Source organism: Streptococcus minor DSM 17118 (assembly GCF_000377005.1).
In the GTDB taxonomy this organism is placed as follows: Bacteria; Bacillota; Bacilli; order Lactobacillales; family Streptococcaceae; genus Streptococcus; species Streptococcus minor.
The window spans coordinates 51,770-69,264 of the sequence record NZ_AQYB01000031.1; the positions used below are offsets into that span (position 1 = coordinate 51,770).

The following is a 17,495-nucleotide window of genomic DNA, read 5'->3' on the forward strand; positions in this document are numbered from 1 at the left end:
TGGTCTGATGTAGCTTGAAAGAAAAGATTTGAGAATAGGCCGTATTTGTGGTAAAATAAAACGAATAAATAAAATTACGAGGTAATGCACCAATGATTGAAGCAAGCAAATTAAGAGCTGGTATGACCTTTGAAGCAGATGGCAAATTGATCAAGGTTTTGGATGCGAGCCATCACAAGCCAGGTAAGGGAAACACCATCATGCGAATGAAATTGCGTGATGTCCGTACCGGATCTACTTTCGATACTACCTACCGTCCAGATGAAAAATTTGAGCAGGCCATTATCGAGACTGTCCCAGCTCAATACCTTTATCAAATGGATGACACAGCTTATTTCATGAACACTGAAACATATGATCAGTATGAAATCCCTGTAGCGACCATTCAAGAAGAATTGCTCTATATCTTAGAGAATTCAGATGTCAAAATTCAATTTTATGGAACAGAAGTTATCGGTGTTACGGTACCAACTACTGTTGAACTGACCGTTACAGAGACCCAACCATCTATCAAAGGTGCGACGGTAACCGGTTCAGGAAAACCAGCCACTATGGAAACTGGTTTGGTTGTCAACGTACCAGACTTTATTGAAGCTGGTCAAAAATTAGTCATTAATACAGCAGAAGGCACCTACGTATCTCGCGCTTAGGCCTCTTAGAAAGGACAGGTTATGTCAGTAGAAAATATCGGCGAAATCGTTATTGCCCCTCACGTACTAGAAGTTATCACTGGGATTGCTTCGGCTAAGGTAGAAGGTGTCCACTCTCTTCACAACAAGCGTTTTACAGATGGATGGTCAAAGACTTCCCTGAACCGTGGTGTTTACCTAGAATCCGACGAAGAAGGTAATCTGACAGCGGATATCTATGTGTATCTAGAGTATGGCGTGTCTGTGCCGAATGTCTCCATGAATATCCAGCGTGCTGTCAAAACAGCAGTTTTTAACTATGCAGATGTCACAGTATCAGCTGTTAATATCCATGTTGTAGGTATCGTACCAGTTGAAACACCAAAACCAGATTTACAAGATCTGTTTGGCGAGGACTTCCTAGATGAAGAATAAGCTTGTAGACTCAAGAAGGCACTTGCGTCAACGGGCTCTTCAAGCTATCGTCTCTCTAGAATTTGGGCAGGATCCTCTGCAAGCAGCTCAGTTTTCTTATCTCTATGATCAAGAAGAGATCCAAGAGGCAGAGATTCCTCTCTTTCTTCTCCAGTTGGTGACGGGTGTTGATCAACATCGGGATGAGCTAGATAAGGAGTTGGAACCTCATCTCAAATCTGGTTGGAGTATGGATCGTTTGACCACCATTGACAAAAGTATTTTGCGACTAGGCCTCTTTGAAATTCGTTATTGTGATGAGACGCCAGATCGAGTAGCTGTTAACGAAGCTATCGAATTAGCTAAAGACTTCTCAGATCAGGCTTCTGCCAAGTTTATCAACGGCATCCTGACTCACTTTGTGACAGACTAAAAAACCTCCGTACGGAGGTTTTTTATTACTTCCTTTGAATGGAAAGGTAGATTTTTAAATAAAGAAACTACTTCTTAGCTGTCGGTATTTTCCCTACTCATCTCAGAGAAGTCGACTCATTCTAATAGTGGATGCAGTAGTTTAGAGGGTCTATGAATATGATTCAAGTTTAAATTCTTGACTTCCATTTTTAGAGGTGATATAATTATTTCGAATTCGAAATAAAAGGGATGACTAATGGATAGACAAGAAGAAGCTCTTAAAGCGATTGTTGGTCTCAAGCGTGTCAATGCGCATCTGGAGTCCATTATGCGACAGGATGTGCACCGTCACAATCTCAATGTAAATGAGTTTGCGGTATTGGAGTTGCTTTACCACAAGGGACGTCAGCAAGTGCAAGCAATAAAAGAGAAGATTTTGGTAGCAAATAGCAGTACCACTTACCTGTTAAATAAATTATGTGAGAAGGAACTTTGTTTTCGTCAGATTGACGAAAATGATAAACGTATTACCTATATTGATTTAACTGAGACAGGGAAAAAGTTGATGGCAAAAATTTTTCCTGAACATGCAAGGGTACTTGAAAGTGCAGTTCATCGTCTGAGTGACGGCGAACTGACTCAACTGAGATTTTTATTAAAAAAAATATCTGGATTAACCTAGTCCAGATTATCCTTTCTAAGAAAATTCGAATTCGAAATAATTTAAGATGAGGAATATGACATGACAAACAAACTTTTAGGAATTCACCATGTGACAGCTATTACTGATGATGTGCAACGCAACTATGACTTTTTCACCAAGGTTTTGGGCATGCGATTGGTAAAGAAAACAGTTAATCAGGATGATTTTCAGACCTACCATACTTTTTATGCGGATGATAAAGGCAATGCAGGAACAGACATGACCTTCTTTGATTTTAATGGTATTCCAAGTGGTCGTAAGGGTACAAATACCATTTCGCGTACAGGTTTCCGTGTACCCAATGATCGTGCTTTAGAGTATTACCTAGACCGTTTTGAAAAATTTGGCGTGAAACATGGTGAGATTGAAGAATTGTATGGAATGAAAACTCTTCCTTTTGAAGAAGCAGATGGCCAACTCTTCAGACTATTTTCTGATGAAAATAATACAGGTGTGGCACCTGGTGAACCATGGGAAAATGGCCCAGTACCAACAGATGTTGCGATTTATGGTTTGGGTCCGGTTGAGATAACTGTCTCCTATTTTGATGAATTTTCAGATATTCTTGAACAAGTTTATGAAATGAAACCGATCGTCAAAGAAGAAGGTAGAACACTATTTGAAATGGGAGAAGGCGGCAACGGAGGTCGTGTCATCTTACGACAAGATCAGACTAGTCCAAATGCGATGGAAGGCTATGGAATGGTCCACCACGTTGCCTTCCGAGTTGCAACAAGAGAAGCTCTACAACATTGGATTGACAAGTACCAAGCTATGAATATTGGAAATTCAGGCTTTGTGGACAGATTCTATTTTGGAGCACTTTATGCTCGCATTGGGCATATCCTGATTGAGTTATCGACTGATGGTCCTGGCTTTATGCAGGATGAACCCTATGAAAGTTTAGGTGAGAAACTCTCTTTGCCACCTTTCTTGGAAGCACTTCGTACGCATATTGAAAGTGAAGTACGTGATTTTGATACATCTAAAACAAACCAAATGGGAGGTCAAACAAATGGTTACAACAATTAATGGAATTCATCATATTAGCGCTATCGTTGGGAATGTGAATGAGGCACTTGATTTTTACGAGCGCATTCTGGGATTGCGTTTGATTAAACAAACGGTCAATTTTGACGATCCAAATACCTATCATCTTTATTTCTCCAATGCTAATGTCGAGAAGGGAACGGTCTTTACATTCTTTCCTTGGGAATCAAAGCATATTGGCCGTAAAGGTAGTGGTCAAGTTGGCCGCATTGCTTTCTTCGTTGGGAAAGGACATTTGGATTATTGGAAAGAGCGCTTAGCTGCGTTTGGCATCTCAGTTGAAGAAGGAAAAACGTTTGACCGCCCAAGTATTGACTTTACAGACCAACACGCACTGGAGTTGAGTATTGTGGAGTCTGATAAGTTGGAAGATAAACCTGCATTGCTTGGTTTTTATGGTTCTGAAATTTGGTCCTTTAAACCGGTGGCAAGTCGGACATTTTTCGTTGAACAATTAGGTTTTACCTTTGTCAAAGAAACAGATAGTCATTTAGTATTACAGGCTGGTGATCGGGAACACTATGTCTACATTCCAAAAGAAGCAAAAGAACGTGGTGCTTGGGGTGTCGGAACAGTCCACCATATTGCTTTCAGTGTCAAAGATCGTCAGCATCAGCAAGCTATCCATGATCAACTGGCTGCTGCCAATTATATTACGACAGAAGTCAAAGATCGCAAATATTTTCAGGCTATTTATGTCCGTGAAGTAGGTGGTGTCATCTTAGAATTTGCGACAGAAGGACCGGGCTTTACTGTGGATGAGGACTTAGCAGAGTTAGGAAGCAATCTCATGTTACCAGCTCATTATGAGTCTCGCCGGCAAGAGATTATAGAAAAATTGATCCCTATTCAAAGAAAGGTAGACTAATGTTAGAATATACTTTTGCTCAATTAAGTAAAAAAGAAAAGTACAATCTACTCATTGGTTCTGTTATTCCGAGACCTGTTTTGTTTTTGACCAGTGTGGATCAAAATGGCGTTGTCAATGCTGCTCCATTTAGCTTCTTCAATCTCGTTTCTTATGATCCGGCTATTCTCATGGTGTCTGTTCAACGTAAAGAGGGACAAATGAAAGACACTGCCCGAAATATTGTGGAGCAGGGGGAAGCTGTCGGTCATGTTCTGTCACATTCGATACTAGAGGAAGTCAACAAAACGGCTCAACCACTACCTCAAGGAAAAAGTGAGATAGAGCTCACACAGCTTAATATATTGGCTAGCAAGATAGTTGCTGTCCCTCGTGTTCAAGAGGCCAAGATTGCTTATGAGTTGTCCTTATATAAGCACGATACTATTGTCAGCGAAGATGGTGAAGTTGTGGCAGATGTTCTCTATCTGCAAGTCTTGCATATGCATGTAGATGAGTCGGTCAAAAAGGATACCCATATTTTACCGACAGAATTGGCACCGATTAGTCGTCTAGCGGGTGCTAATTATAGCACTTTAGGTGAGATGATCACTCTTGAGCGTCCAAATTAGGAGGAAACATGAAACATATTTATCATCATACCAGCTCCGAGGCTCCTACATTTGTGGTCCTCCATGGAACGGGAGGCAATGAAACCAGTCTCCTTCCAGCACTTGAGCATTTAAAAACATCTAGCAATATTTTGAGTATTCGTGGAAATGTCAATGAAAATGGGGCTCTTCGTTTTTTTGCTCGAAAAGCAGAAGGTGTTTACGACCTTGACAGTCTTGATAGAGAAATGTTGCATTTAAGAGAGTTTATTCTCAAATCTAGTCAAGAATATGGTTTTAGAATGGATAAAGTCGTCCTTTTCGGATTTTCCAATGGTGCCAATATTGGGATTCACCTTTTACTACATCAACCAAATGAATTTAATTTTGGTATTTTTATGGCACCGCTTTATCCACTCGAAGTAGAGAAAGAACAAGACTTTTCGCACAAAAAAATCTATCTTTCGATGGGAAGGATGGATCCGATATGCTCTATGGAAAACAACCAAGAACTGCTTCATTTATTTGACAGACTAGGTATTGACTTAGAACTGGATTGGGTTACCACACACGAATTGACATCGTCAATTGTTGTAGGTTACACCAATTGGTTTACAAAGCACTTTCATTAAATCGTTGCAAAGAAAGAGTTGATATAGAACGATGAAGCGCACTTCAATAGTGGGTGAGTAATCTGATTTTGGAGTGCTTTTTCGATGTACTCGAGTTATCTCTTCATGTTTATAACCAAAAAGGATGGCGCCCATTCTAATATAGGGTGTCATCCTTTTTTATTTGCTTTGGAGGATAAGTTGTGTTTCTAGATGCTTTTTCCAGGAAGGAGAGAGATGGGCAGGGTATACTCTAAAGATGAGGTAGGATTCCCATTGATTTTCTGAATGAGAAGATCGACCATCAGTTTGGCAATATCAGAGATGGGTTGCTTGATACTGGTTAGATTGGGAACATAGTGTTCGATGAAACTCGTCCCATCATAGCCAATAATTTTTAATTGTTCCGGAACAGAGATACCAAGATCATCCGCTATTTTCATAATCAATAATGCCGTCATATCGTCAGAGGCAAAGATGCCATCTGGTTTTAAATGTTCAATGAGCGACTTAATCTCCATTTTTTTCCTTGTTGGTGAAAAATCGCTGGAAATATTGATGTAGGTTGCCTGGGGAAGGACGGTGCTAAAGCCAATTCTTCGCCGTGTGGTTGGGGAATCACTGTCATCGTTACCAGTAATCATAAGGATATTTTGACAACCGTTTTTTACCAAGGTTTCAGCAGCTAGTACTCCACCTGAAAAGTTATCAGAAGAGACTACAGGGATATTTGGTGATAGGTTTCGGTCAAAAGAAATAATTGGGGCCGTCACACGATTATAGTCTGAAATACCCAAATTGTGGCTACTTGAAATGATGCCATCAACTTGATTTGCCTCTAGCATTTCTAAATATTCTTTTTCCTTGGTTGAGTTGTGCTCACTATTGCAGAGGATTGTCTTATATCCATAGCGGAAAAATTCTTTTTCAAGGGATTCAATCAATTCTGCATAGAAAACATTGCTAATGTTGGGGAAAATCAGACCGACTAATTTGGCGGACTTGCCTTGTAGGCTACGTGCTAAATTGTTGGGACGATAGCCCAGTTCTCTCATGGCTTGATTAACCTTATCTATTGTTTTCTGAGAGAGGTATCCTTTTTTGTTAATTACCCTAGAAACAGTTGTTGGACTGACTCCAGCCAAGGCAGCGACATCAGTTAGTTTTGCGACCATAGTCTAATTCGTAGTAAGTTCCAGAAATGCTTCCACTTTTAATTGTAATGCCAGATTGAGTTTCATGTGGGAAGACACGACCCGAAAATACTTTTTCTCCTTTATTGATAAAGATTTCAAAAACAGAGCGGTCAATAAAGATGTTAAACTTTAAGGCTCCAGGTTCAATTGTACACGAACGTGTTTGACCAAATTCGATGGCGTATTGCTCTCCAGCTTGGCTCCGGTCAACCGTAATCAGACCGTTTTGCGTATCTGCTAGAATTTTTAAACCATGCCCATCTTCATCAGAGAAGAGCAGAAATTCAGCCTGTGTATCGGCAGCAATATCTAGCTCCAATTCGTAGATATTATTGGTTTTAGATTTATCCGTAAATGGTGAGCCTTGGTCCTTTCTCAAGCTAGTAATGGCTTCGACAGGATATTGATAGAGTTTACCATCTTTAATGGTGAGTTCTTTTACCAGAGAAAGAACTCCCTGATAATCAAATCGATCAGTGGGATAGGAAATGTCTGGTAGACCTAACCAGCTCACTGTCAAGGCCCGTCCGTCAGGAGCGTTAAAACCTTGGGTTGCATAGGCCTCAAAACCATAATCTAAATTGTGAATCTCAGAAGGATTGATGAGGGCAGCATTTTCTGTATCAAAGCTATCTGCGATTTTGTACATATTTGGATAAATGTTGTCGTAAGGATAGATAGTTTTATCCATGCCCTGAGGACAGTAGAGAAGGACGGGTTGTTTGTCTACAAAGACCAAATTTGGACATTCAATCATATAAGAAGTCAGATCGTTCTGGAAGTCCAAATCTCCAACGAATGTCCAATTGCAATAGTCGCTGTTTTGGGCTTTATATAGTTTGACAATCCCTTTTTTCTGAATATCTTGGGCACCGATGATGGTGTAGTATTCACCTTCATGAAAAAAAATCTGTGGATCGCGGAAATGGTCGGTCACATCTTCTGGTTGAGCAATAAGGGTTTGTGGTACTTTTTCCCAATTTCCGTCACTATCAAGTAGAACACCATTTTGGTAGGTTTGTCGCATCCAGTTTTCATCGCGGACATTTCCTGTGTAAAAAATGAAGAGTTTATCTCCAAATTGCATGGCAGAACCAGAGTACATTCCGTGGCTATCTAGTGGAGTGTTGGGCGTTAAGACAGTGCCAGTTTCTTCAAAATGTACTAGATCAGTTGATTCTGTCTGGACCCAAGATTTGAGACCATGGGCAGCGCCAAACGGGAAATACTGATAAAAGAGTTGCCACTTGCCTTTGAAAAACGAGAACCCATTAGGGTCATTTAAGAGGCCATAAGGTGGCTCAATGTGAAAATGGGTATGCCAAGGTGACTTAGCAGCATTTTCTTTAATTTTTTTGATTTCTTCTTCGGTCCAGTCCTCATAAGGTTTGTAGCGTTGTTCAGTCGTAAGGGGCATATTTTCCTCCAAAATAAGAAATATCTTTATTATATATTAAACGTTTTCATCTTAAAAATCAAATAATATCAATAAAAATAAAAAAATGATAAAAAAACCTGCAAAACGTTTGACATAAAAAAGAAAAATGATATAATTGAAACATAGAAAGTTTTGAAAACACTTTCAAAGAAAAAATATTTAAGGAGATTTTTGCAAATGACTAATACTGAAATTGCAAAAAAAGTCATTGAAGCCCTCGGTGGTGTTGAGAACGTTAACAGTGTTGCTCACTGTGCGACTCGCCTCCGTGTCATGGTTAAAGATGAGTCCATTATCGACAAGGATACAGTCGAGAACATTGAAAAAGTACAGGGTGCTTTCTTTAATTCAGGACAATACCAAATCATCTTTGGAACAGGTACTGTCAACAAAATTTATGACGAAGTTGTAGCGCTTGGTTTACCAACGGCAACAAAAGCTGAAATGAAGGCCGAAGCTGGCAAACAAGGAAATTTCTTCCAACGCTCCATCCGTACCTTTGGTGATGTGTTTGTACCGCTCCTTCCAGCTATAGTAGCAACTGGTCTCTTTATGGGACTGCGTGGTCTTTTGACACAAGAAGCTATTATGCAAGCCATGGGCATTAACGAGTGGAATGCAGACTTTATTACCTATACTCAAATTTTAACAGATACAGCCTTTATCATCCTACCAGCCTTGGTAGTATGGTCAACCTTCCGTGTATTCGGTGGGAACCAAACAATCGGTATCGTTCTTGGTATGATGCTGATTTCTGGCTCATTACCTAATGCTTGGGCGGTTGCTTCAGGTGGAGATGTTTCACCGCAAATCTTCTTTGGATTTATCCCTGTTGTAGGTCTTCAAGGTTCAGTTCTTCCAGCCTTTGTTATCGGTTTGGTTGGTGCGAAATTTGAAAAAGCAGTTCGTAAAGTAGTTCCAGAAGTTTTGGATCTTTTGGTGACACCGTTTATCACTCTTCTTGTGATGTCGATTCTTGGACTTTTTGTGATTGGGCCTGTCTTCCACGTGGTTGAAAACTATATCTTAGCAGGAACCAATATCATCTTAGGATTACCATTTGGTTTGGCTGGTTTGATTATTGGTGGAGTTCACCAAATCATTGTCGTATCAGGTGTTCACCACGTCTTCAACCTTCTGGAAATTCAACTACTTGCTAATGAAGGAATGAACCCGTTTAACGCTATCATCACGGCAGCGATGACTGCCCAAGGTGCTGCAACGGTAGCAGTTGGATTTAAGACAAAGAATCCTAAATTGAAAGCTCTGGCTTTCCCAGCTGCCCTCTCTGCCTTTCTCGGTATTACTGAGCCAGCAATCTTCGGTGTTAACTTGCGTTACCGCAAACCATTCTTCCTATCATTGATTGCGGGTGCTATCGGCGGAGCTTTTGCTTCTATCCTTGGTTTGGCAGGAACTGGTTCTGGTATCACCATTATCCCAGGAACCCTTCTTTATGTGAATCAATTGCCACAATATCTCCTCATGGTAGCAGTATCCTTTGCTCTTGGCTTTGCTTTGACTTACATGTTTGGTTATGAAGATGAAGTAACTGAAGGAGTAGCTCCAGCAAAAAAGCCTGAGGCTTCAGTCGTTTCAACTCCACTTATTGAAGTTGCTGAAGAAACGCTCGTATCTCCACTTTCGGGTGAAGTAGTTGCACTTGAAAATGTCAATGATCCAGTCTTCTCATCTGGTGCAATGGGTAAAGGTCTGGCTATCAAGCCAACTGAAGGTGTTGTATATGCTCCAGCGGATGCAGAAGTAACGATCGCTTTTGAAACTGGTCATGCTTACGGCTTGAAAACAGCGAGTGGTGCAGAGCTCTTGATTCATATCGGTATTGACACGGTCTCAATGGATGGCAATGGTTTTGAAAAATTGGTAGCAGCTGGTGATAAGGTCAAAGCTGGTACCCCAATCGCTCGATTTGATTCAAATAAAATTGCTGCAGCTGGTTTGGAAGACACTACGATGGTCATCGTCACCAATACAGCAGATTTCACAATTGTTGACAGCTTGGCTCAAGGGACAATTGCTCACGGAGCAAACTTCCTTAAAGTTGTAAAATAAATCATGGAAAAAGGCGGGTGCCTTTTTCTTCTATCCAGATTTTTGCTATAATCAATCTAAAGAGATAAAAGGAGGATCAAGATGACAAAGTTGTATGGCAGTGTAGAAGCTGGTGGCACCAAGTTTGTCTGTGCTGTTGGAGATGAGAGTTTCCAAATTGTTGAAAAAACACAGTTCCCAACAACAACACCTTATGAAACCATTGAACGGACTGTGGAATTTTTCAAGCGTTATGAAGACCGCTTAGCTGGCATCGCCATTGGCTCCTTTGGACCGATAGATATTGACCCTAATTCACAAACATACGGATATATTACTTCTACCCCAAAACCACATTGGTCAAATGTTGACTTACTAGGTTTGATAGCCAAGAAGTTTACCATTCCTTTCTATTTTACGACCGATGTTAATTCATCAGCCTTTGGTGAAACTTTGGTTCGTAAAGGGGTTAAGAGTTTAGTATACTATACTATCGGTACAGGAATCGGTGCTGGAGCCATTCAAAATGGTGAGTTTATCGGTGGATTAGGTCATACCGAAGCAGGTCATACCTATGTGGCTCTTCATCCTTATGATATCAAACATGAGTTCAATGGTATGTGTCCGTTTCATAATGGATGCTTGGAAGGTTTGGCAGCGGGTCCATCTTTAGAAGGTCGCACTGGGATTCGTGGTGAAATGATTGAGCTCAATTCGGAAGTCTGGGATGTTCAGGCCTACTACATCGCTCAAGCAGCTGTTCAAGCAACGCTTCTCTACCGTCCACAAGTCATCGTCTTTGGTGGTGGTGTGATGGGACAAGAGCATATGCTCAACCGCGTCCGTGAAAAATTTACTGGCCTGATGAATAGTTATCTGCCTGTTCCAGATGTTAAAGAGTATATCGTAACTCCAGCTGTATCAGAAAATGGCTCTGCCACATTGGGGAACTTTGCTTTAGCCAAACAGATTTCAAAATAAGTTTTGGAACCAGTCAAATAGTGTGGCTGGTTCTTTTTATTCTAGAAAACAATTCAAAAATTTGGTATGATAGCCTTAACAAAAGAAATTGGAGATGAGCTATGGCAGAACCATTGTTTTTAAAATCTGTGATGCAGGAAAAGATCTGGGGTGGCAATCGTCTGGAAACGGAGTTTGGCTATGACATCCCCAGCCAGACAACGGGAGAATATTGGGCAATATCTGCCCATCCCAATGGGGTTTCCTTTGTTGCAAATGGTCGTTATGAGGGAACACCTCTAGATACTCTCTATGCAGAGCACAGGGAATTATTTGGCAATAGTGAGAGTCCAGTCTTTCCTCTCTTAACCAAGATCCTGGATGCTAACGACTGGCTCTCCGTTCAAGTTCATCCCGACGATGCTTATGGTTTGGAGCATGAGGGTGAATTAGGCAAAACGGAATGTTGGTACATTATTGCAGCAGATGAAGGGGCAGAAATCATTTATGGGCACGAGGCTCAAAGTCGAACAGAATTAGCTCAGATGATTGAGGATAAAGAGTGGGATAGATTGCTGACTCGTGTGCCAGTCAAGGCTGGAGATTTCTTTTTTGTACCCAGTGGAACCATGCATGCCATAGGTAAGGGAATTATGATTTTGGAAACTCAGCAGTCCAGTGATACCACCTATCGTGTCTATGATTTTGAACGCAAGGATGATAAGGGGAATCTCCGCGAACTTCATATCCAGCAGTCTGTTGATGTTATGACAATTGGGGAAGTTGCTAATAGTCATCCGGATACAATTGAATTGGCGGATGCTCACCTGACGACCTATGTTAGCAATGAGTTTTTCACCGTCTATAAGTGGGTAATTCATGGAGAATTGGCCATGAACAAACAGGCAGACTATTATTTACTTTCTGTTCTGGATGGACAGGGAGAATTGGAGATAGATGGACAAATCTATCATCTGAAAAAAGGGGCTCATTTTATTCTGACCAGCGACTGTCAAGACTGGATTTTCCGTGGTCATTTAGAGATGATTGTCAGCCACCCATAAAAAAACACAAAACAAGCTACTTGGCTTGTTTTTATTGTGAAAATAATAATTTTCTCTTTTTGGTTTGTACAAAGAAAATACTTTTATGTAAGAGAGGGGTGAACCTTGATAAAACAATGCCAGTGTGGTACAATGTATTATTGAACTGAAATAAAAATAGGAAGTATAAAATGGCAACAAATATTCTTCGCTCGCTCATTGAAAATGATAAAGGAGAGCTGAAAAAACTAGAAAAAATGGCTGATAAGGTCATCGCCTATGCTGATCAAATGGCGGCCTTGTCTGATGAAGACTTGCAGGCTAAAACAGAAGAGTTCAAAGAACGGTACCAAAAAGGGGAAACCTTGGATAGTCTTCTGTATGAAGCTTTTGCCGTGGTGCGTGAAGCATCCAGACGTGTGTTAGGTCTCTACCCTTATCCTGTACAGATCATGGGTGGTATTGTACTGCACAATGGTGATATCCCAGAGATGCGTACCGGGGAAGGGAAAACCTTAACCGCAACAATGCCCGTCTATCTCAATGCACTAGCAGGTCAAGGGGTACATGTCGTTACGGTCAATGAGTACTTGGCAACCCGTGACGGTGAGGAAATGGGACAGCTCTACTCATGGCTGGGTCTCTCTGTAGGGATTAACCTCGCAGCCAAATCTTCTTTTGAAAAACGTGAAGCCTATCAGTGTGATATTACTTACTCAACAAATGCTGAGATTGGCTTCGACTACCTTCGTGATAACATGGTGGTCCGTGCAGAAGATATGGTACAACGTCCACTCAATTTTGCCCTAGTTGATGAGGTGGATTCTGTCCTGATTGACGAAGCACGTACACCATTGATTGTATCGGGTGCGACTAGTTCGGATACAAACCAGCTTTATTTCATGGCGGATAATTTTGTCAAATCCCTGGAAAAAGATGATTATATCATTGATGTTTCTTCCAAAACCATCGGTTTGTCCGACTCTGGTATTGACAAGGCTGAATCTTTTTTCCGCTTAGAAAACCTCTACGATATTGAAAATGTCGCTTTGACTCACTTTATTGATAATGCTCTGCGTGCGAACTATATCATGATCAATGAGATTGATTACCTCGTCAATGAAGAGCAGGAAGTCATGATTATTGATCCATTTACGGGTCGTACGATGGAAGGTCGACGCTATTCTGATGGTTTGCACCAGGCTATTGAAGCCAAGGAAGCTGTGCCAATCCAAAGTGAGTCCAAAACGAGTGCTTCTATTACCTACCAAAACATGTTCCGCATGTATAAGAAGTTGGCTGGTATGACTGGTACGGCCAAAACTGAGGAGGAGGAATTCCGTGAAGTCTATAACATGCGCGTTATTCCTATTCCAACGAACAGACCTGTTATCCGTGAAGATCATGAAGATCTCCTCTATCCAAATCTAGAGTTCAAGTTCAATGCTGTCGTAGCTGATGTTAAAAATCGCTATGAAAAAGGCCAACCTGTCTTGGTTGGTACAGTTGCGGTCGAGACCTCTGACTACCTATCACAACGCCTGGTTGCAGCAGGAGTTCCTCACGAGGTTCTCAATGCCAAAAACCATTATCGTGAAGCTCAGATCATCATGAATGCTGGACAACGTGGAGCAGTCACCATCGCAACCAATATGGCTGGTCGTGGTACTGACATTAAGTTGGGTCCTGGTGTACGAGAACTGGGTGGACTCTGTGTGATTGGTACTGAGCGCCACGAGAGCCGTCGTATTGATAACCAGCTCCGTGGACGTTCAGGTCGTCAAGGAGATCCAGGTGAGTCTCAATTCTATCTTTCTTTAGAAGATGATTTGATGAAGCGTTTTGGTTCTGAACGCATCAAGGCCTTCATGGATCGGATGAACTTGACAGAAGAAGAGTCAGTTATCAAATCTGGTATGCTCACACGCCAAGTTGAAGGCGCTCAAAAGCGGGTTGAAGGAAATAACTACGATTCACGGAAACAAATTCTTCAGTATGATGATGTCATGCGTGAGCAACGTGAAATTATTTACCGTCAACGTCAAGATGTTATCACTGCAGACCGTGATTTGGCACCTGAAATCAAGAGCATGATCAAGCGCACTATCGAGCGTCAAATTGCTAACCATAAAGGAATCAAACGTGAGGATGCTCTCGAAGCTATCTTGCGCTTTGCCCAAACCTCTCTAGTCGCTGAGGACTCAATTTCTCTAGCGGATTTTGAAGGGAAAAATGATGAGCAGATTAAGGATGAACTCTTCCAACGAGCTCTCGCTGTCTATGATAAACAGGTTGAAAAACTACGTGACGAAGAGCGAGTGCGTGAGTTCCAAAAAGTCTTGATTCTTCGTGTGGTGGACAACAAGTGGACAGACCATATTGATGCTTTAGATCAGTTGCGTAATGCAGTTAGTCTACGTGGTTATGCACAGAATAACCCAGTTGTAGAGTACCAATCAGAAGCTTTTAGCATGTTCAACGATATGATTGGAGCCATCGAGTTTGATGTGACCCGCCTCATGATGAAGGCACAGATTCATGACAATATTGAGCGTGAACGTGCAGTTCGTGAAGCTCATACAACAGCTGCGAAGAACATTGTCCCTAATCAGAAAAAAGTTCGGACTTTTGACGGTGTAGACCGCAATGACCCATGTCCATGTGGTTCTGGCAAAAAGTTTAAAAATTGTCATGGTCGCCACTAAGTCGGCAGCAACATTATAAGGAATAAGGTCTAGGAGTGTTTCCTGACCTTTTTTGGAAGATAGATATGATAATAGGACACGGAATTGATTTGCAGGACATGCTGGCTATTGAGCAAGCTATGCTCAGGCGAACGGCTTTTGCCAAAAAAGTTTTGACAGAGAAGGAATACGAAGTCTTTTCAAGTTTTAAAGGGAATCGGCAGGTTCGATACTTAGCTGGTCGTTGGGCAGCCAAGGAAGCTTTTACTAAAGCAATGGGGACGGGGATTGGTAAGGTTGGTTTTCAAGATATTGAAATATTGACCGATGACAAAGGAGCTCCCTATGTCAGTAAGTCTCCTCTTTCAGTTAAAGCTTGGGTCAGCATCAGTCATTCTGGACATTTTGTCCAGGCCAGTGTCATTTTGGAGGAAATGGATGAAAGCTAGTATTCATAGACCGACCCGGATTGAAGTAGATTTGTCGGCTATTTCTCATAATTTACAGCAAGTTAAATCTCACCTCCCGAGCAAGACGCAAGTCTTTGCAGTGGTGAAGGCAAATGCTTATGGACATGGTTCGTCGGTAGTTGCGCAAAGTCTACTAGAAGAGGTAGATGGTTTTTGCGTTTCTAATGTGGATGAAGCATTAGAATTACGCCAAGCAGGCATTGAAAAAGATATTTTGGTCTTGGGAGTTGTTCCAGTTGGGGCTCTAGACTTGGCTTTGGCTGAAAACATTATAGTGACCGTTGCCAGTCGAGAGTGGTTGGAGATAGTGGATAAGGATTTGCTAAAAGGTCTACGCCTCCATATCAAGGTGGATACTGGCATGGGGCGGATTGGTTTTCGTGACAGTCGTCTTATCAATGAAGTGCTAGCTGATTTAAGATTGCACAAAGCTCAGGTTGAAGGGATTTTTACCCACTTTGCAACAGCAGACCAGGTAGATGAGACCCAATTTCAGACACAGCTAGCGGCTTTCAAACAGATTCTGACTGAGTTAGATGACATTCCTCGCTTGGTTCATGCTAGCAATTCTGCCACTAGTATCTGGCATGCAGATACGGTCTTTAATATGGTACGATTGGGCAATGTTCTTTATGGACTCAATCCTAGTGGGAGGGCTCTATCCTTGCCCTATACGATCCGTCCAGCCTTGAGTCTGGTATCGGAGTTGGTCCAAACAAAACAACTGGAGACAGGGGCTACTATTGGTTATGGAGCAACTTATACCAGCTCTGGAGAAGAATATATCGGTACAGTACCAATTGGCTATGCGGATGGCTTGATTCGTCGCATGCAGGATTTTCATGTTTTAGTTGATGGTCACATTTGTCCTATTGTAGGCCGAGTTTCGATGGACCAAATCACTATTCGTATGCCTAAACCTTATCCATTGGGAACTAGGGTGACCTTGATTGGTCAGGAAGGATCTGCTACTATCTCAGCTCAGGACTGGGCAGATTACCTAGGAACCATCAATTACGAGGTGGCCTGCCTGCTATCAGATCGCATTCCCCGTTTTTATAGATAAGATCAAAACTGGCAACTGTCAGTTTTTGATTTTATCGAAAGTCTGCAAAATCACTTGACAAGTGGACTAAAGGGGATTACAATAAGAATACAAATGGTTATAACCAGTTAATATAAATAATATATTGACATGAGGGAGGAAAATTATGCCAGTCTATCTATATGCAAAATCAATTATCTTAGAGGATAGAGAAGTTCCTCAGGCTTATCTAGAAATCAAAGATGATGGGACCTTTGGAGCTATTCTTCAAGAAGCACCAGCAGGAGAAATCATTGATTATTCAGCTTACCATTTGGCACCTGGCCTGGTGGATACCCACATTCATGGTTATGCCTCCCATGATGTCATGGACAATGATTTTGAGGGTATCAAGGCCATTTCTGAAGGTCTCTTATCTTGTGGTGTGACTTCTTGGTTGCCAACAACTTTAACAGATTCTACTGAAAATCTAGATGCAGTCTGTGAAACCCTTGGACAGCATGTTGGCCAAGAAACAGGGGCAAAGATTCAAGGAATTTTCTTAGAGGGTCCTTTTTTCACAGAGAAGTATAAGGGAGCACAAAATCCTAAATATATGAGTGATCCTTCCATTGAAAAGTTGGACAAGTGGCACCGACTTTCAGCGGGCTTGGTGAATAAAATTGCTATTGCACCAGAAAGAAAAGGTGTTAAAGAATTTATTGAATTTGCTAATAGCAAGCAGATTCATACAGCTTTGGCGCATAGTGACGCTACGTTCCAGCAGGCTAAAGAAGCAGTTGATGCGGGAGCCAATATCTTTGTTCATGTTTACAATGGTATGAGTGGCTTGCATCATAGAGAGCCAGGTATGGTGGGTGCAGCTATTGACTTAAAAGGTGTTTATGCGGAATTGATTTGTGATGGTCATCATGTACATCCAGCAGCCGCAGACATTGTTATCAAGGCTAGAGGACCCCAGGAGACGGTTCTTATTACAGATTGTATGCGAGCTGGAGGAATGGGAGAGGGGCTCTCTCGCTTAGGGGAGTTTGAAGTAATTGTAAAAGATGGTACCGCACGCCTGAAAGATTCAGGTAGTCTTGCAGGTTCCATTCTGGAGTTGATCCAAGCAGTACAACATGTGGTAGCCTGGGGGCTAGTTAGTTTACCGGATGCTTTACGGATGGCCTCTTTATCACCTGCTAAGTCTGTTCAGATCGACCATATCTGTGGTCGGATTGCTGAGGGTAGAGCAGCAGATTTGATTGTTGTAGATGATGCAGGTAACTTAAAAGCTACCTACTTAGATGGTCAAAAACGATTTGGATAAAAGATTTCCTAGGAGG

General features: G+C 41.6%; 17 protein-coding genes. 15 read left to right on the plus strand and 2 right to left on the minus strand.

What is annotated here, in order from left to right; genetic code table 11:
* The first annotated feature begins 92 nt into the window (after positions 1–92).
* From efp to F602_RS0104470, 8 genes are all read left to right on the plus strand, one after another.
* Complete coding sequence (gene efp / locus F602_RS0104435) at positions 93–650, plus strand: elongation factor P (RefSeq protein WP_018166756.1); 558 nt, start codon at positions 93–95, stop codon at positions 648–650.
* A 21-nt stretch (positions 651–671) separates the two neighbouring features.
* Complete coding sequence (locus F602_RS0104440; protein ID WP_018166757.1) at positions 672–1,064, plus strand: Asp23/Gls24 family envelope stress response protein; 393 nt, start codon at positions 672–674, stop codon at positions 1,062–1,064.
* On the plus strand, positions 1,054–1,476 hold the full coding sequence (gene nusB / locus F602_RS0104445) for a transcription antitermination factor NusB (RefSeq protein WP_026183303.1): 423 nt from the start codon (positions 1,054–1,056) through the stop codon (positions 1,474–1,476). The genes F602_RS0104440 and nusB overlap by 11 nt, the downstream gene beginning before the upstream one ends.
* A gap of 237 nt (positions 1,477–1,713) precedes the next feature.
* Positions 1,714–2,139 carry a MarR family winged helix-turn-helix transcriptional regulator gene (locus F602_RS0104450; RefSeq protein WP_018166759.1) on the plus strand — a complete coding sequence of 142 codons (426 nt, stop codon included), beginning with the start codon at positions 1,714–1,716 and terminating at the stop codon, positions 2,137–2,139.
* 60 nt (positions 2,140–2,199) lie between these two features.
* Positions 2,200–3,192: a ring-cleaving dioxygenase gene (locus tag F602_RS0104455; protein ID WP_018166760.1), complete on the plus strand. Its 993-nt coding sequence runs from the start codon at positions 2,200–2,202 to the stop codon at positions 3,190–3,192.
* Positions 3,176–4,078 (plus strand): VOC family protein, encoded by a 903-nt coding sequence (locus tag F602_RS0104460; RefSeq protein WP_018166761.1) that lies wholly within the window; start codon positions 3,176–3,178, stop codon positions 4,076–4,078. Before F602_RS0104455 ends, F602_RS0104460 begins: the two co-directional genes overlap by 17 nt.
* On the plus strand, positions 4,078–4,689 hold the full coding sequence (locus tag F602_RS0104465) for a flavin reductase family protein (RefSeq protein ID WP_018166762.1): 612 nt from the start codon (positions 4,078–4,080) through the stop codon (positions 4,687–4,689). The genes F602_RS0104460 and F602_RS0104465 overlap by 1 nt, the downstream gene beginning before the upstream one ends.
* A gap of 8 nt (positions 4,690–4,697) precedes the next feature.
* Positions 4,698–5,300: an alpha/beta hydrolase gene (locus tag F602_RS0104470; RefSeq protein WP_018166763.1), complete on the plus strand. Its 603-nt coding sequence runs from the start codon at positions 4,698–4,700 to the stop codon at positions 5,298–5,300.
* Positions 5,301–5,488: 188 nt separating this feature from the next.
* On the opposite strand, the gene F602_RS0104475 is transcribed toward F602_RS0104470, so the two are convergent.
* Together F602_RS0104475 and F602_RS0104480 are read right to left on the minus strand one after the other, a co-directional pair.
* On the minus strand, positions 5,489–6,454 hold the full coding sequence (locus tag F602_RS0104475; RefSeq protein WP_018166764.1) for a LacI family DNA-binding transcriptional regulator: 966 nt from the start codon (positions 6,452–6,454) through the stop codon (positions 5,489–5,491).
* Positions 6,435–7,892, minus strand: a complete 1,458-nt coding sequence (locus F602_RS0104480) for a sucrose-6-phosphate hydrolase (RefSeq protein WP_018166765.1) — start codon at positions 7,890–7,892, stop codon at positions 6,435–6,437. The genes F602_RS0104475 and F602_RS0104480 overlap by 20 nt, the downstream gene beginning before the upstream one ends.
* Positions 7,893–8,090: 198 nt before the next feature.
* Between F602_RS0104480 and F602_RS0104485 the strand changes: the two genes are divergently transcribed.
* The 7 genes from F602_RS0104485 to nagA all read left to right on the plus strand — a co-directional run bounded on the left by F602_RS0104485 (position 8,091) and on the right by nagA (position 17,479).
* Complete coding sequence (locus F602_RS0104485) at positions 8,091–9,986, plus strand: sucrose-specific PTS transporter subunit IIBC (RefSeq protein WP_018166766.1); 1,896 nt, start codon at positions 8,091–8,093, stop codon at positions 9,984–9,986.
* 81 nt (positions 9,987–10,067) lie between these two features.
* Positions 10,068–10,946, plus strand: coding sequence for a fructokinase ScrK (gene scrK, locus F602_RS0104490; RefSeq protein ID WP_018166767.1), 879 nt, complete (start codon positions 10,068–10,070; stop codon positions 10,944–10,946).
* 101 nt (positions 10,947–11,047) lie between these two features.
* Positions 11,048–11,989 (plus strand): mannose-6-phosphate isomerase, class I, encoded by a 942-nt coding sequence (gene manA / locus F602_RS0104495; RefSeq protein WP_018166768.1) that lies wholly within the window; start codon positions 11,048–11,050, stop codon positions 11,987–11,989.
* A gap of 170 nt (positions 11,990–12,159) precedes the next feature.
* Positions 12,160–14,673: a preprotein translocase subunit SecA gene (gene secA / locus F602_RS0104500; protein WP_018166769.1), complete on the plus strand. Its 2,514-nt coding sequence runs from the start codon at positions 12,160–12,162 to the stop codon at positions 14,671–14,673.
* A gap of 65 nt (positions 14,674–14,738) precedes the next feature.
* Entirely contained in the window at positions 14,739–15,101 is a 363-nt protein-coding gene (acpS, locus tag F602_RS0104505; RefSeq protein WP_018166770.1) for a holo-ACP synthase, read from the plus strand.
* Positions 15,091–16,188, plus strand: coding sequence for an alanine racemase (alr, locus tag F602_RS0104510; RefSeq protein WP_018166771.1), 1,098 nt, complete (start codon positions 15,091–15,093; stop codon positions 16,186–16,188). The genes acpS and alr overlap by 11 nt, the downstream gene beginning before the upstream one ends.
* 145 nt (positions 16,189–16,333) lie before the next feature.
* A complete protein-coding gene (gene nagA / locus F602_RS0104515; RefSeq protein ID WP_018166772.1) occupies positions 16,334–17,479 on the plus strand; it encodes an N-acetylglucosamine-6-phosphate deacetylase in 1,146 nt (381 codons plus the stop codon).
* The last annotated feature ends 16 nt before the right edge of the window (positions 17,480–17,495 follow it).